We start from the raw sequence: 13,712 nt of genomic DNA on the forward strand, positions 1-13,712 counted from the left end.
GCAAACCTTTGCAAATCTGGATTTGCGCGCAGCCTACCTTTTCCATCGCCACCCGCAAGCGATCAGATCGTGATCTCTGGCAAGTCCCATATCGCGGTCAACGACTGTTCGCCGCTGCGGATCAGGCGCGACAGCGTGGCCGCCGTGGCGATGTCATCCCCGGCGTCGATACAGACCATCACATCCGCCGCCACCCGGGCGACGAGCGCCATGCCGATTTGATCGGCGATGGCGATCAGGCGGTGCACGCTTTTGCGCAGCCCGGCGCGGTCTTGGCCCTCGTGCAGCCTTTTGCAATGGGACAGGCGCAGGGCCAATTCCTCCATCGCGCGGCAGAGGACATCTTCGGCCCCCACCTCACCCAGTTGTGTGTAGAGCAGCGCGAGCCGCTCTTGATCGACGCAGACCTGTTCGGTCGGGCGAATTTGCATAAGTTGCATTCCTGTCATCCTTCGATCGCCCCCACGGCCTCAGGGGCAATATGGCGCATGAAGGTGTGCAAAGGGTTGCGATGATTGTGCCTTTTCTCTCGAATTCGTATGGCATTTGCGCTATCTGCGCTAAAACCGCATCACGCATTAGGGGACGTGTACACATGGACAAGGCCAAGGCTCTGCCGTCGTATCTGTTGCAACGCTATCAGGGGTGGAAGGCGACCGGCTATGCCGAAAACCAGTCGTGGTATCGCCGCCTTGCTTCCGAAGGGCAGCATCCACGCGCCATGGTGATTTCCTGCTGCGACAGCCGGGTGCATGTGACCTCGATCTTCGGGGCCGATCAGGGCGAGTTCTTTATTCACCGCAACATCGCCAACCTCGTGCCGCCTTACCAGCCCGACGGCAACCAGCACGGCACCTCGGCGGCGATCGAATATGCGGTGACGGCGCTGAAGGTCGCGCATGTGATCGTGTTGGGCCATTCCAGCTGCGGCGGTGTGGCGGGCTGTGCCGCCATGTGCCGGGGCGAGGCGCCGGAGCTTGAGAAGAAAGACAGTTTCGTGGGCCGCTGGATGGACATCCTGCGCCCGACCTTCGATTCCGTGTCCAGCATCAAGGACAAGCGCGAGCAGGAGCGTCAGCTCGAGAAGCTCGCCGTTGTCACCTCGCTGGAAAACCTGATGACCTTCCCATGGCTGAAAGAGGCGGTCGATAAGGACGAGTTGTCGCTGCACGGTTTGTGGACCGACATCGGCGAGGGCGGGTTGGAGCATTACCTGCCCGAATTGGGCGCGTTTGAGCCGGTCTGACCGTCGATGAATCGTAGAACGAAAAAGGGGGCCGCTTGGCCCCCTTTCTTGTTCCTAAGCTGGGGCTGAACCTCAGCCCTTTTTCAGCACTTCGCGGCCCAGCAGCTCGGCGATCTGCACGGCGTTCAGGGCGGCACCCTTGCGCAGGTTGTCGCTGACGCACCACAGGTTGATGCCGTTGTCGATGGTGCTGTCCTGACGGATGCGGCTGATGAAGGTCGCGAAATCGCCGACGCATTCCACCGGCGTGACGTAGCCGCCGTCTTCGCGCTTGTCGATTACCATGATGCCCGGCGCTTCGCGCAGGATGTCGCGGGCTTCGGCTTCATCGAGGTGGTCTTCGAATTCGATGTTGATCGATTCCGCATGGCCCACGAAAACCGGCACGCGCACGCAGGTCGCGGTGACCTTGATCGACGGGTCGACGATCTTCTTGGTCTCGGCGACCATTTTCCATTCTTCCTTGGTCGACCCGTCTTCGAGGAAGACGTCGATATGCGGAATCACGTTAAAGGCGATCTGCTTGGGGTAGACCTTGGCCTCGTAATTGTCGGTCGGGTTGTAGACCGATTTGGTCTGGTCCCAAAGCTCGTCGATGGCCTCTTTGCCCGAGCCGGAAACCGACTGGTAGGTGCTGACCACGACGCGCTTGATCTTGGCGCGGTCATGCAGCGGCTTCAGCGCCACGACCATCTGCGCGGTGGAGCAGTTGGGGTTGGCGATGATGTTCTTTTTGGAATAACCGTGCACGTCTTCGGGGTTCACCTCCGGCACGATCAGCGGGACTTCGTTGTCGTAGCGGTAGAGCGACGAGTTATCGATCACCACGCAGCCCGCTTTGGCAGCGGCAGGCGCGTATTTCTTGGTCGCTTCAGAGCCCACGGCGAAAAGCGCCATGTCCCAGCCGGTGAAATCGAAAGTGTCGAGGTCTTTGGTCTTGAGGGTCTTGTCCCCGAAGGTGATCTCAGTCCCGAGCGAACGGCGGCTGGCAAGGGCCACGATCTCGTCCACGGGGAACTGACGCTCCGCAAGGATGTTCAACATTTCACGGCCCACATTGCCTGTGGCACCGACGACGGCGACGCGATAACCCATCTGATTACTCCAGTCTGTCCAATTTAATTTGACGCCATTTAACGTGCCTGCGGGGCATTGGCTAGGGCCAGCCGCGTGAGGGCGGGGCAGGGCGGTGCTTTGCCGGGGTCAGAGAACCTTGATCACGTCCTTGTTGATCGCCAGCATATAGCCGCGCCGGGCGATGTTCTTGACCAGCAGTTCCGACACCAGCTGGTTGCCAAGCGTGTCGCGCAGGCGCTTGATCCGCGTGGCACCCGCGGCCTCATCACAGTCGGCAGGGCTGCGGCCCGAGATCATACCTTCGATCTCAGAGCCCGAAAGCACGTCGTCATCCATCCGCGCCTCGGCAAGGATCGACATCGTCTCCATCGCAGCAGCCGTCAGTTTGAAGCCGAGGTTGTTGAGATAGACGGTATTCTCTTCCCGGCTGATCAGCAGAGAGTTCACCTGAATGCCCGTCCGCTCGATCTGGGCCATGCGGCGGTTGAAGCCGATCAGCATGAACAGAAACACCATCGCCGCGACCAGCATGGCGCTGGCAAAGACCAAGAGCACCACGATCACGATGCGATAGCTGGCCAAAGTCTCGGAAAAGGCGGTGCCGGACTGGGCGAGGATTTCCAGCAGCTTGATCTCGGCCTGGGTGGTCAGATCGTCATTTTCGATAAAGATCCGCTCGACCCGCGCGTTAAAAACGTTCGCATCCGGCAGCGCCCAAAGCAGGACAAGCGCCCCTACCAAAAGCACGGCGACCACGGCGGCGATGCCGCCGATCACGAAACGCCCGCCAAATCTGCGCATGTCAGAAGCGGAGGTAGAATGTTCCTGCACTGTCTTTCCTTTGATCCAAGCCTTCGTCATCGAAAACAGACAGCACATTCAACAATGTCCAGCCCTCCGCTGCAAGACGCGGCGTGAGTTCGGTTTCGGCGGAGGCTGGCTCACAGGCCCCGGAGATCTGCGCCACCCCATAGTGAAGGCGCAGCGGATTGTCTTGCTTGGCCTTGTAATCGGCAAAGCATCCGGCTGTTGCCGCGGCGGGCAGGGCCAGAATGACCGCCAGCGCGGTCAGCAAGGAGAGACATGGGTTTTTCATATGTTTTTAATGCGCTTTCGCCCGCTGATATTCAATAACCAAGGCGTTTTGAGTGTCTTGTTATTGGATAACGACCCCCTGTTATTGCCTGTCTTTGGCCCTCATCCCAATTTGGTGGCACCAACAGACACACGGACCGATACGCGGCCCCCGAGTTATGGCCGCAGAGGATCAAGGGCGCAGCGAAACGCGCCGATAACGAGAAGGGACCAGACCCATGTACCGCAAGTTCATTGCTACCATCGCCGCCCTGTCGGTTGCCATCACTGCCTTTGGCGCCCGCCCGGCTGCTGCCGATGAAAAAGAGGTGCTGCGCACGCTCGCCGCGATTGCGGGTGTCGCGATCGTGGGCAAGATGATCTACGACAACAACAAAGAGCGCAAAGAGCGTGAGACCGTGACCCGCCGCCGCGCCGCGCCGGTCTATGAGGCGCCCCGGTATTACCCGACGGTTTCCAAGCGGCCCCATCCGCGCCCCTATGTCGATCCGCGCCCCGCGCCGCGCCGCGACGACTGGACCCGCCCTGATCGCGACCGTGCCACCTACCCCGAGCGCGAAGTGCGCCCCCTGCCTGAGCGCGTGGACCGCAAGCTGCTGCCGCAGCAGTGTTTCCGCAGCTATGAGGGCGATGAGGGCAAGGTCATGATGTTTGGCGAGCCCTGCCTTGAAAAGAATTACGCCTATGCCGATCGCCTGCCTCGCTACTGTGCCAAACGCGTCAGTACCGCCGAGGGCGCGCGCTACGGCTATGACGCCCGCTGTCTGCGCGACTCGGGTTACAGCTTGGCGCGTCGGTAACTCCGACGTGCCTTGACCGAGCGGCACGTCCCTGTCGCTCGGGTTTTGAAAGGGGGGGTGTTCGGGCGCCTCCCCTTTCTCTTTTTTGTTGCACCTTTTGGGCGCATGCGGTTTCACCAGCCCCATGATACCTGACTATGAACTCGAACGCGGGGCGATGACCCGCGGCTTTCGCACCATCGCCGGTGTGGACGAAGTGGGCCGTGGCCCGCTGGCCGGGCCGGTCACTGCCGCTGCCGTGGTCTTTGCCGAAGGGCAGATCCCTCAGGGGCTGAACGATTCCAAGAAACTGACCGCCCGCGCCCGTGAAAAGCTTTATGAAGAGATCATGTCGGTCGCCGTGGTCTGCGTGGCCCATGCCACGGTCGAAGAGATCGAAGAACACAACATCTTGCGTGCCAGCCATCTGGCCATGACCCGCGCCTTGGCCGGTTTGGCCTGCAAAGCGGACTATGCGCTGATCGACGGCAATATGCTTCCGCGTGATTTGGCGCTGCCCGCGCAACCTGTGGTGAAGGGCGATGCGCGCTGTCTGTCGATCTCGGCGGCTTCTATCGTTGCGAAAACCGTGCGCGATAACCTCATGGTGGATTTGGCGCAACAGCATCCGGGTTACGGTTGGGAAACCAATATGGGCTATGGCTCGAAAAGCCACATCGCCGCCCTGCAGGATCTTGGTGTCACCCCACACCATAGACGTTTGTTCAAACCGGTACACAATATCTTGTATCAAGCCAATTTGTTAACCGATTGATTCAAAAAAGAAATTGACCACGATTCTCTGATGGCTCATTTTATCCACAACCAATGAGCGCTTAAGCGCCGGGTAATGAGGCAGAGATATGAAAACGATGACAAAGGGCGCTGCGGCGCTTCCCTTGAACACTATTGTTGCGGGCGATTGCATTGAGGCAATGAACGCCCTCCCAGCAGAATCGGTGGATCTGATCTTCGCGGATCCGCCCTACAACTTGCAGTTGCGAGGTGATTTGCATCGCCCCGACAACTCCAAGGTCGATGCAGTTGATGACGAATGGGACCAATTCGCCAGCTTCAAAGCCTATGACGAATTCACCCGCGCATGGCTTAAAGCCGCGCGGCGTCTGCTCAAGCCCGATGGCGCAATCTGGGTGATCGGCAGCTATCACAACATCTTCCGCGTCGGCGCGGCGCTTCAGGATCAGGGCTTTTGGATCCTCAACGATGTGGTCTGGCGCAAGTCGAACCCGATGCCGAACTTCCGTGGCAAGCGCTTTACCAATGCCCATGAGACGATGATCTGGGCCGGGAAGAGCGAGAACAGCAAATACACCTTCAACTATGAGGCGCTGAAGGCGCTGAACGAAGGCATCCAGATGCGCAGCGATTGGGTGCTGCCGATCTGCACCGGCCATGAGCGTCTGAAGGATGAGTCGGGCGAAAAGGCGCATCCGACGCAAAAACCCGAAAGCCTGCTGCACCGCATCCTTGTCGGCTCGACCAACCCCGGCGACGTGATCCTCGACCCGTTCTTCGGCACCGGCACCACCGGCGCCGTGGCCAAGATGCTGGGCCGCGATTTCATCGGGATCGAACGTGAGGAAGCCTATCGCAAGGTGGCCGAAAAGCGGATCGCGATGGTGCGCAAATTCGATAACGAAGCACTGCAAACCACCACTTCCAAACGCGCCGAGCCGCGTGTGCCTTTCGGCCAGTTGGTCGAGCGTGGCATGCTGCGTCCGGGCGAGAACCTTTATTCCATGAATGGCCGCCACAAGGCCAAGGTCCGTGCCGATGGCACCCTCATTGGCAGCGATGTCAAAGGGTCGATCCATCAGGTGGGCGCGGCCTATGAGAAAGCGCCAAGCTGCAACGGCTGGACCTATTGGTGCTACAAGAAAGACGGCAAGAATGTCCCCATCGACATTCTGCGTCAGCAGATCAGAGCCGAGATGGCGAACTGATCCACCCCGGATAATCGAACACCGCCGGCACCCGTGGCCCCTCTGCGTGAGGGGCATGCACACGGGTGCCTACCTTGACCCCGCCCAATGGCGGGGTTTTTTTTGGTTCTGCCCGTGCGGCTGGGCTAATGCATATGCCGATTGCGACCCTGAAGCTCGCGCAGCGCGGCGGCAAGGTAGCTGGCATCGAAGTCGGATTTATTTACGACATAAAGCACCCCGGCAGAGGCAGCCTTTTCCCACATGATGGGAGAGGGCCAATCGCTGAGCATGATAACGGGGGTCTGCGCATGGCGATTGTCGCAGGCCAGTTCCAGCGCGAAATTCGCGCCCAGCCCATCGGGTAGGTTGTTGTCGAGCAGGATCAGCGCCTTGTCACCGGCGCGGAGTGCCCTGCGGGCGGCTTCGATGCTGGGGGCGAATTCGACCCGCATCCCGCCATAGGCGCGGGCCAGAACGCGGCGCAGTCTTTCTCGGTCAAACTCACTGTCTTCGACGATCAGACAGGTGCCATCATAGGCCGCCCGCGCGGGCGTTTGCTGGTGCTGCATCAGTACCACTCCACTGGTAACAATCGCAGCATATCTGACAGGCAAAGTTTAACTTTGCGTTGCCGTGATCAGAGACGGGGCAGGGGGTTGCTGGCCTTGTTGTAGGCTTTCCAGTCGGTAATCTCGGGGTAATACATCTCGCGCCATTTGCGGACGCGCGGGTTCATGATGCGCCGCCACAGTGGCGGCACCATGGCGGCCATGGTCATCACCGGATAGCCGTAAGGAAGCTGCGGCGCATCGCCCGTGCCATAGGTCTGCAAGACCGGAAAGCGCCGGTCGGGTTTGTAATGGTGATCGGAATGGCGTTGCAAGTTGATCAGCAGCCAGTTGCTGGCCTTATGCGCCGCGTTCCACGAATGGCGTGGCTGGACATGTTCATATTTTCCGCCGCCCAGATGTTTGCGCGTCAGCCCGTAGTGTTCGATGTAATTGACCAGTTCCAATTGCCAGATCGCCACCCCGGCTTGAACAAGGAACAGGCCCAGCCCGCTCCAACCGCCCAAGATCAGCGCCAGCAGCAAAAAGGTGGCTTGCAGCGCCCAGTATTTGAAAAAGGGATTGCCCGGATCAGTCCAAGGCAACCCCTTGCGGGCCAGCATGTTCTCTTCCGCTTGAAAGGCCGAGGTCAGCGAGTCGCGCAGCACGCGGGGGTAGAAGCGATGAAACCCTTCGTTGTAGCGCGCCGTCACCGTGTCGCGCGGGGTGCCGACATGGCGGTGGTGCACCAATAGATGCTCAGACCGGAAATGCGAATAAAGCACCATGGCCAGCAGGATATCCGCCAGCCGCCGCTCGGTCTTGTTACGTTGGTGCATCAGCTCATGGCTGTAGTTGATGCCGATGGTGCCGGTGATAACGCCCACGCCGAAGAACAGAAAGATCCGCTCTGCCGTGCCAAGATGCCCGGCGCGTGTGGCGTAGTAGATCAGGCCAAAGACGGTCAGGAATTGCAGCGGGGTCCAGAGCAGGGTGACGAGGCGGTACCAATAAAGATCATCCTCCGTCGCCTCTAGATCGGCGTTGTCGAGGTTCAGCCCCAGCACCGCGTCGAGCATTGAAAACAGATACCATGTCACCAGCGGCAGCAGCGCGATGGTCCAGCCGCCCTGCACCGCACAGAACCACGCCAGCGGGATCAGCAGCAGGGACATCCAGAAAGGCAGGGCGCGCGACAGGCGGGCGAGGTCTTGGGCGGCGATGATGCGGTTGGCCATGGGGCACCTCATAGTTGCGCGCCAGATATACCGCAGTTTCCCCGAGGCTCAAAGCCTGACGCGGCGCTAGCGCGCGAGGTCGAAGGCTTTGCGCATGACGGTGGGCAGATCGCTGGGGCGGAACTGGTTCTGACCGATGAATTCACCGTTTTGCGGCGCGGCATCATGGCCGACCCGCGCGTGCTGCACCGTCAACATAAGATGGAAATGGGTGAAGGTGTGGCGCACCTCACCCGGCAGGGCGCGCCAATCGGCGGACATGGGCGGTGTGCCTTCGGGGCGCGGCTCGGATGTGTCGACCCAGTCGGAGCCGGGCCAGCCGAGCATGCCGCCAAGCAGCCCCTTTTCGGGCCGCGTCTCTAGCAGCCATGCACCATCCTCGCGCTCTGCCAGATAGACCGTGCCGTGACGGATGGGTTTCGGTTTCTTCGGCGTCTTCTTGGGCAAGAGCGCCGCCGTGCCTTGCGCCCGCGCGGCGCAGGGATCGCGCCAAGGGCAAATGCCACAGGCGGGGGATTTCGGGGTGCAGATCGTGGCGCCCAGATCCATCACCGCTTGGGCATAGTCGCCGGGCCGGGCCGCCGGGGTCAGGGCGGCGGCCCGGGCCATCAACTCGGGCTTGGCGGCGGGCAGGGGCGTGTGGATGTCATAGACCCGCGCCATCACCCGCTCCACATTGCCGTCGAGCACCGCATGGGGCAAATCGAAGGCGATGGAGGCAATCGCCGCCGCCGTATAGGGTCCGATCCCCGGCAGTTTCAGCAGCGCGTCGTGATCCGCGGGGAAGTTGCCGCCATGCTCATCCACCACCACGCGGGCGCATTTCAGCAGGTTGCGGGCGCGGGCGTAATAGCCAAGCCCGGCCCATTCGGCCATCACATCGGCATCCTCGGCGGCGGCGAGGGCGGCGACATCCGGCCAGCGGGCGGTGAACCGCGCGAAGTAATCCTTTACCGTGGCCACGGTGGTTTGCTGCAACATGACCTCGCTCAGCCAGATGCGGTAGGGGTCGGGCATGACCCCGGCGATCCGGTCCTGTGGCGGCACCCGCCATGGCAGGGCGCGGGCATGGGTGTCGTACCACTCTAGCAGGATCGGCGGCAGCTCGCTGACGCGGGTTTTCTCACGCAATGTTTAGGCCTTTCGACGGGGCAGGGGCTGGTGACGCTGGGGCAAATGGTTATGTATGTCAGCACATTCGGGAAACAAAGCCATGCCGCCACGTCGTACGACTACAAAAGGGTTCAAACGCACCAACAGCCTGCTCTCGCAACAGATCCGCAAGGCGAGCGAGACGCGCGGCTTTGCGCAATCCCGCCTGCTGACCCATTGGGCCGAGATCGCGGGCGAGGCAACCGCCGCCATCTCGCGCCCTGTCGAGGTCAGCTATGGCCGCAAGGAGGGCATCGGTGCCACCCTGACCCTGCTGACCACCGGGGCCAATGCGCCCATGCTGGAAATGCAGAAAGAGCAACTGCGCGCGCGGGTCAACGCGGTCTACGGCTACAACGCCATCGCGCGGGTGCGGATCACCCAGACGGCGGCGACCGGATTTGCCGAGGGGCGCGTCGCTTTCGATCACAAGCCCAAGGGCGAGAAGCCCCGCCCCAACCCCGCGTTGCAACAAAAAGCAGCCGAAGCCGCCAAGCCGGTGGCCGATGAGGGGCTGCGCGAGGCCCTTGCACGTCTGGGCGAGAACATATTGAACAAGAACCAAAGCTGACGATCTGATAGCTGGTCAAACGGAAGGAACATCCTATGAATCGCAGAAACGTAATCCTTGGCGGTCTTGCCACCCTTGGCGTCGGCGGCTGGTTCGCTGCCAGCAGCTTTGGCTCGGCCCCCCTCGGCAGCACTGCGCTGACCCCCTTCGTCGGCGCTGCGAATGCGCAAACGACCGAGGGCGAAGTCGACACCTCCGGCATCACCGAGATGGTCTTGGGTGATGAGAACGCGCCGGTGACGGTTGTCGAATACGCCTCTTTCACCTGCCCGCATTGCGCGACCTTCCACAACGACACCTTCAAAAAGCTGAAGGCCGATTACATCGACAGCGGCAAGGTCAAGTTCATCTACCGCGAAGTCTATTTCGACCGCTACGGTCTCTGGGCCTCCATGGTGGCGCGCTGCGGCGGTCAGGAGAAGTTCTTTGGCATCGCTGACCTGATCTACAAATCGCAAAGCGAATGGACCCGCGCGGGCGAACCTGCCGCCATCGTCGATGAGCTGCGCAAGATTGGCCGTCTGGCCGGCCTTGATAACGAGACGCTGGATGAATGCCTGAAAGACGGTGAAAAAGCCGAGGCGCTGGTGGCATGGTACACCGAGAACGCCAAAGAGGATGACATCTCGAGCACGCCGAGCTTTGTCATCGACGGCAAGAAACACGCCAACATGTCCTATGCCGACATGAAGGAAATCCTCGACGAAGCGCTGGCTGGCTAATGACCGCACCGCTTGCAGGACTGAAAGTCGTCGAATTGGCGCGTGTTCTGGCTGGCCCTTGGGCCGGTCAGACACTGTCGGACCTCGGATGCGAGGTGATCAAAGTGGAAAGCCCGGCGGGGGATGACACCCGCCAATGGGGGCCACCCTTCGTCACCCGGGACGAGGATGTCACCGCTTCCTATTTCCACTCAACCAACCGGGGCAAAGCCTCGGTCACCGTGGATTTTCGCACTGAGGAAGGTCAGGCGCAGGTCAAAGAGCTTTTGGCCGATGCGGATATCCTGATCGAGAATTTCAAGACCGGGGGATTGGCGAAATACGGGTTGGACTATGCCAGCCTGTCTGCCCAGTTCCCGAAACTGATCTATTGTTCGATCACGGGTTTCGGCCACACGGGGCCGTATGCCCATCGCGCGGGTTATGATTTCATCATTCAAGGCATGTCCGGCCTGATGTCGATCACCGGGGAGCCGGACGGCCAGCCGCAGAAGTCCGGCATGGCGATCACCGATATCTTTACCGGGGTCTATGCCAGCACCGCGATTCTGGCCGCCGTGCACCAGCGTAACCAAACCGGCGTCGGCCAGCATATCGATATGGCGCTTTTGGATTGCGCCGTGGCGATCACCGGCAATCAGGCGATGAACTATCTTACCACCGGCAAGGCACCGACACGGATGGGCAACGCGCATCCCAACCTGACGCCTTATGAGGTGTTTGAATGTTCCGACGGCCATCTCATCATCGCCACGGGCAATGACGGGCAATATCAGCGTCTGTGTCAGTTGCTGGGGTTGGACGACATGGCCACCGCGCCGGAATACCTCAAGAACGCCGACCGGGTTGCCAACCGGCCCGAGATGATCCGCCGCCTGACCGGGGCGACCCGTCTGCGCAGCCGTGACGACCTTTTGGCCGCTTGCGAAGCGCATGGCGTGCCTGCCGGGCCGATCAATGACATGGCCGATGTCATGGCCGATCCGCAGGTCGTGGCGCGGGGCATGCAGATCGAGCTCGACGGGGTGCCGGGGCTGCGCTCGCCCTTCACCTTTTCGGGGGCCGAGCTTTCGCTGCACCGGCCTGCGCCGAAACTGGGCGAAGACAACAAGGCCTAAGGCGGTGGCAGCCTGTCCAGCGCTGCGTGCAGCGCGTTGCCTTCGGGCAGGGACAGGCGCACCGGCAGGGTCAGCACCTTGGCACGGAACTCCATCGGCAGGCGCACCGCGTCTTTCTCGGTGGTGACAAGCTGTGCGCAGCGCATCGCGGCCTCGGCCTCCAGCCGCAGCATCAGCCGCGAGGTCAGCGGCTGGTGATCCTCCAGTGCCTCGGCGTGAAGGATCGTTGCCCCCAGCCCGAGCAGCGTGGCGAAAAACTTCTCAGGATGGCCGATGCCTGCAAAGGCGAGCACTTGGGAATCCGACCAATCCATTCCGGTTTGCAGCGGCGCGAGTTCGGCGCGCGCATGGGGCAGGTCTGTCTTTGGCAGCCGTTTCGCAAAGCGCGCTTGGGCCGCCTCATCCCCGATGGAGAGCAAGAGATCGGCCCGCGCCAGCCCCGCCGCGACAGGCTCACGCAACGGCCCGGCGGGCAGGCAGAGGCCGTTGCCGAACCCTTTGACCGCATCTACCACGACGATGCTCAGGTCCTGCACCAGCGCGGGGTTCTGAAAACCGTCATCCAGCACCACCACCGTTGCCCCCGCCGCCTCGGCGGCCTGCGCCCCCGCCGCGCGGTCACGGGCGACCCAGACCTCTGCAAAGGCGGCCAACAGCAGCGGCTCGTCCCCGACCTCCTCTGCGCCGTGCTGTGTGGGATCGACCCGCACCGGCCCCTCCAGCGTGCCGCCATAGCCGCGTGAGACGACATGCGGGCGGTGGCCGCGCTCCAGCAGATATTGCAGCACCGCTATCACCGTGGGCGTCTTGCCGGTGCCGCCCGCGTTGATATTGCCGACGCAGATCACCGGCACCCCCAGTCGTAGCGGCGTGCCGCCCGCCAGTCGCCGCGCGGTCGCCGTAGCATAAAGCGCGCCCAGCGGTTGCAACAGCCGCGCGCGCCAGTCGGGGCGGGGCAGGTGCCAGAAATCAGGCGCGCGCATCGGATGCTCCCGCTTGTTCGTCGAGCCGGTCTTGCACCATTTCAATCACCCTATCGGCCAGTTCGGCCCCTTCGCTGATCACGTCCCAGCCCGCATGGGCCATCGTGGCCGCCTGATCCGGCGCGATCAACCGCGACACCGCATTGCCGAGCGCGCCCGCGTCATTCACGATCCGCGCCGCCCCCGCCGTGGCGAGCCGCCCGTAGGAGGGTAGGAAGTTGCGCACCTTGGGGCCGTATAGGACCGCCGAGCCAAGCGCCGCGGCCTCAAACGGGTCGCAGCCGCCGTGGCCCGAGACCAGCGAAGACCCGAGGAAAGACACCGGCGCCACCCGAAAGAACAACCCCCGGTCGCCGGGATCGTCCGCCACCATGACCTGCGTCGTCTCGTCGGGGTAGGGGTCATCGCCCCACCGCATCGTGGTGAACCCCCGCGCGCGGGCGCGCTCATAGGCGATATCGGCGGTCGGGTAATCATGGGTGTGCAGGATAAGGAGCAAGCGGTGCGACAGGCGCAGCGCTTGGCGATGGGCGGTGAGCACGACAGGTATCTCTTCGGCCAGCACTTGGGTGGCATACCAAACCGGACGCCCGACCAGACAGGCCGACATATCCGCCAAATCCGATTCCGCACAGCGCAGCGCCTGACCACCCGCCAGCAGCGGCGAGGTCACCTGCCCCTTGCTGCGCGGCAGGCCCAGTTGCACGAGACGGCGCAGCACGGCGGGGGAACGGGCCAGCACCTGATCGAAAGCCGCCAGCAACTGCCGCGTCACATCGGGCAGCCAGCGGTCGCGGCGGCCATCGAAACCGGCGCTGTCGGCGTCGATCATCATCATCGGGCAGTCGCGCGCTGCGGTCTCCAACACGAGGTTGGGCCTCAGCCCGCCCCATGTCCACAGGCAGAAATCGGGCCGCCAATGGTCAAGGAACCGCGCCACGTTGTCGGGGTGTTCGCTGGGGGCGGGGAGGATGAACAGATCGCGCGTATCGCTCGTTGCCAGGTCTTGGGCCGCCGCGCTTTCCGAGAGGGTGACCAGCACCGCGACCCGGTCGCGCATCGCCATGAACCGTTTGGCAAGGTCGAGCACGGCCAAAACATTGCCCGCTTCGGCGGCATGCATCCAGACCAGCTCACCTTCGGGGCGCGGGATATAGGGCGGCGCGTCTTCGGCCCCGCCCCGGCGCACGAGGGCGCGATAGGCTGCAAGCCCCAGCGACCGCGCCGCCATGGTGGT

At 62.3% G+C, this 13,712-nt stretch carries 16 protein-coding genes; 7 read left to right on the top strand and 9 right to left on the bottom strand.

Annotation, left to right across the window (positions count from 1 at the left end; all coding sequences use genetic code 11):
• Positions 1-62 precede the first annotated feature (62 nt).
• The gene (locus tag ACGYLA_RS04815) at positions 63-440 is read right to left on the bottom strand and encodes a hypothetical protein (RefSeq protein ID WP_394430738.1); all 378 of its coding nucleotides are present in this window, start codon (positions 438-440) and stop codon (positions 63-65) included.
• A gap of 155 nt (positions 441-595) precedes the next feature.
• On the opposite strand from ACGYLA_RS04815, the gene ACGYLA_RS04820 reads away from it, so the two are divergent.
• On the top strand, positions 596-1,246 hold the full coding sequence (locus ACGYLA_RS04820) for a carbonic anhydrase (RefSeq protein WP_322328477.1): 651 nt from the start codon (positions 596-598) through the stop codon (positions 1,244-1,246).
• Between the two features lie 72 nt (positions 1,247-1,318).
• Here the strand turns inward: ACGYLA_RS04820 and ACGYLA_RS04825 are convergent, their stop codons facing one another.
• The 3 genes from ACGYLA_RS04825 to ACGYLA_RS04835 all read right to left on the bottom strand — a co-directional run bounded on the left by ACGYLA_RS04825 (position 1,319) and on the right by ACGYLA_RS04835 (position 3,419).
• Positions 1,319-2,341 (bottom strand): aspartate-semialdehyde dehydrogenase, encoded by a 1,023-nt coding sequence (locus tag ACGYLA_RS04825; RefSeq protein ID WP_067266005.1) that lies wholly within the window; start codon positions 2,339-2,341, stop codon positions 1,319-1,321.
• 108 nt (positions 2,342-2,449) lie between these two features.
• Positions 2,450-3,124 carry a transcriptional regulator gene (locus ACGYLA_RS04830; protein ID WP_394430903.1) on the bottom strand — a complete coding sequence of 225 codons (675 nt, stop codon included), beginning with the start codon at positions 3,122-3,124 and terminating at the stop codon, positions 2,450-2,452.
• A gap of 1 nt (position 3,125) precedes the next feature.
• Positions 3,126-3,419 (bottom strand): hypothetical protein, encoded by a 294-nt coding sequence (locus ACGYLA_RS04835; protein WP_394430740.1) that lies wholly within the window; start codon positions 3,417-3,419, stop codon positions 3,126-3,128.
• A 217-nt stretch (positions 3,420-3,636) separates the two neighbouring features.
• Here ACGYLA_RS04835 and ACGYLA_RS04840 point away from each other — a divergent pair, with 217 nt between their 5' ends.
• From ACGYLA_RS04840 to ACGYLA_RS04850, 3 genes are all read left to right on the top strand, one after another.
• The gene (locus tag ACGYLA_RS04840) at positions 3,637-4,218 is read left to right on the top strand and encodes a hypothetical protein (protein WP_394430742.1); all 582 of its coding nucleotides are present in this window, start codon (positions 3,637-3,639) and stop codon (positions 4,216-4,218) included.
• Between the two features lie 124 nt (positions 4,219-4,342).
• Positions 4,343-4,972, top strand: coding sequence for a ribonuclease HII (locus ACGYLA_RS04845; protein WP_394419555.1), 630 nt, complete (start codon positions 4,343-4,345; stop codon positions 4,970-4,972).
• An 88-nt stretch (positions 4,973-5,060) separates the two neighbouring features.
• The gene (locus ACGYLA_RS04850; RefSeq protein WP_394430744.1) at positions 5,061-6,161 is read left to right on the top strand and encodes a site-specific DNA-methyltransferase; all 1,101 of its coding nucleotides are present in this window, start codon (positions 5,061-5,063) and stop codon (positions 6,159-6,161) included.
• A gap of 125 nt (positions 6,162-6,286) precedes the next feature.
• Here ACGYLA_RS04850 and ACGYLA_RS04855 read toward each other — a convergent pair whose 3' ends face one another.
• The 3 genes from ACGYLA_RS04855 to mutY form a co-directional block, all read right to left on the bottom strand.
• Positions 6,287-6,712, bottom strand: a complete 426-nt coding sequence (locus tag ACGYLA_RS04855) for a response regulator (RefSeq protein WP_394430746.1) — start codon at positions 6,710-6,712, stop codon at positions 6,287-6,289.
• Positions 6,713-6,780: 68 nt separating this feature from the next.
• The gene (locus ACGYLA_RS04860) at positions 6,781-7,929 is read right to left on the bottom strand and encodes an alkane 1-monooxygenase (protein WP_394430747.1); all 1,149 of its coding nucleotides are present in this window, start codon (positions 7,927-7,929) and stop codon (positions 6,781-6,783) included.
• A 66-nt stretch (positions 7,930-7,995) separates the two neighbouring features.
• Positions 7,996-9,060 carry an A/G-specific adenine glycosylase gene (gene mutY, locus ACGYLA_RS04865; RefSeq protein ID WP_394430749.1) on the bottom strand — a complete coding sequence of 355 codons (1,065 nt, stop codon included), beginning with the start codon at positions 9,058-9,060 and terminating at the stop codon, positions 7,996-7,998.
• 82 nt (positions 9,061-9,142) lie between these two features.
• Here mutY and ACGYLA_RS04870 point away from each other — a divergent pair, with 82 nt between their 5' ends.
• The 3 genes from ACGYLA_RS04870 to ACGYLA_RS04880 are packed head-to-tail and all read left to right on the top strand — an operon-like array spanning position 9,143 to position 11,492.
• Positions 9,143-9,652 (top strand): DUF721 domain-containing protein, encoded by a 510-nt coding sequence (locus ACGYLA_RS04870; protein ID WP_271688827.1) that lies wholly within the window; start codon positions 9,143-9,145, stop codon positions 9,650-9,652.
• A gap of 35 nt (positions 9,653-9,687) precedes the next feature.
• A complete protein-coding gene (locus ACGYLA_RS04875; RefSeq protein ID WP_394430751.1) occupies positions 9,688-10,374 on the top strand; it encodes a DsbA family protein in 687 nt (228 codons plus the stop codon).
• Positions 10,374-11,492 (top strand): CaiB/BaiF CoA transferase family protein, encoded by a 1,119-nt coding sequence (locus tag ACGYLA_RS04880; RefSeq protein ID WP_394430753.1) that lies wholly within the window; start codon positions 10,374-10,376, stop codon positions 11,490-11,492. Before ACGYLA_RS04875 ends, ACGYLA_RS04880 begins: the two co-directional genes overlap by 1 nt.
• On the opposite strand, the gene lpxK is transcribed toward ACGYLA_RS04880, so the two are convergent.
• Together lpxK and ACGYLA_RS04890 are read right to left on the bottom strand one after the other, a co-directional pair.
• Positions 11,489-12,475, bottom strand: coding sequence for a tetraacyldisaccharide 4'-kinase (gene lpxK, locus ACGYLA_RS04885; RefSeq protein ID WP_394430755.1), 987 nt, complete (start codon positions 12,473-12,475; stop codon positions 11,489-11,491). The genes ACGYLA_RS04880 and lpxK overlap by 4 nt on opposite strands.
• Entirely contained in the window at positions 12,462-13,706 is a 1,245-nt protein-coding gene (locus ACGYLA_RS04890) for a 3-deoxy-D-manno-octulosonic acid transferase (protein WP_394430757.1), read from the bottom strand. Before ACGYLA_RS04890 ends, lpxK begins: the two co-directional genes overlap by 14 nt.
• Positions 13,707-13,712 lie beyond the last annotated feature (6 nt).

It is taken from the genome of Sulfitobacter sp. 1A13679 (assembly GCF_043557115.1).
Lineage (GTDB): Bacteria > Pseudomonadota > Alphaproteobacteria > Rhodobacterales > Rhodobacteraceae > Sulfitobacter > Sulfitobacter faviae.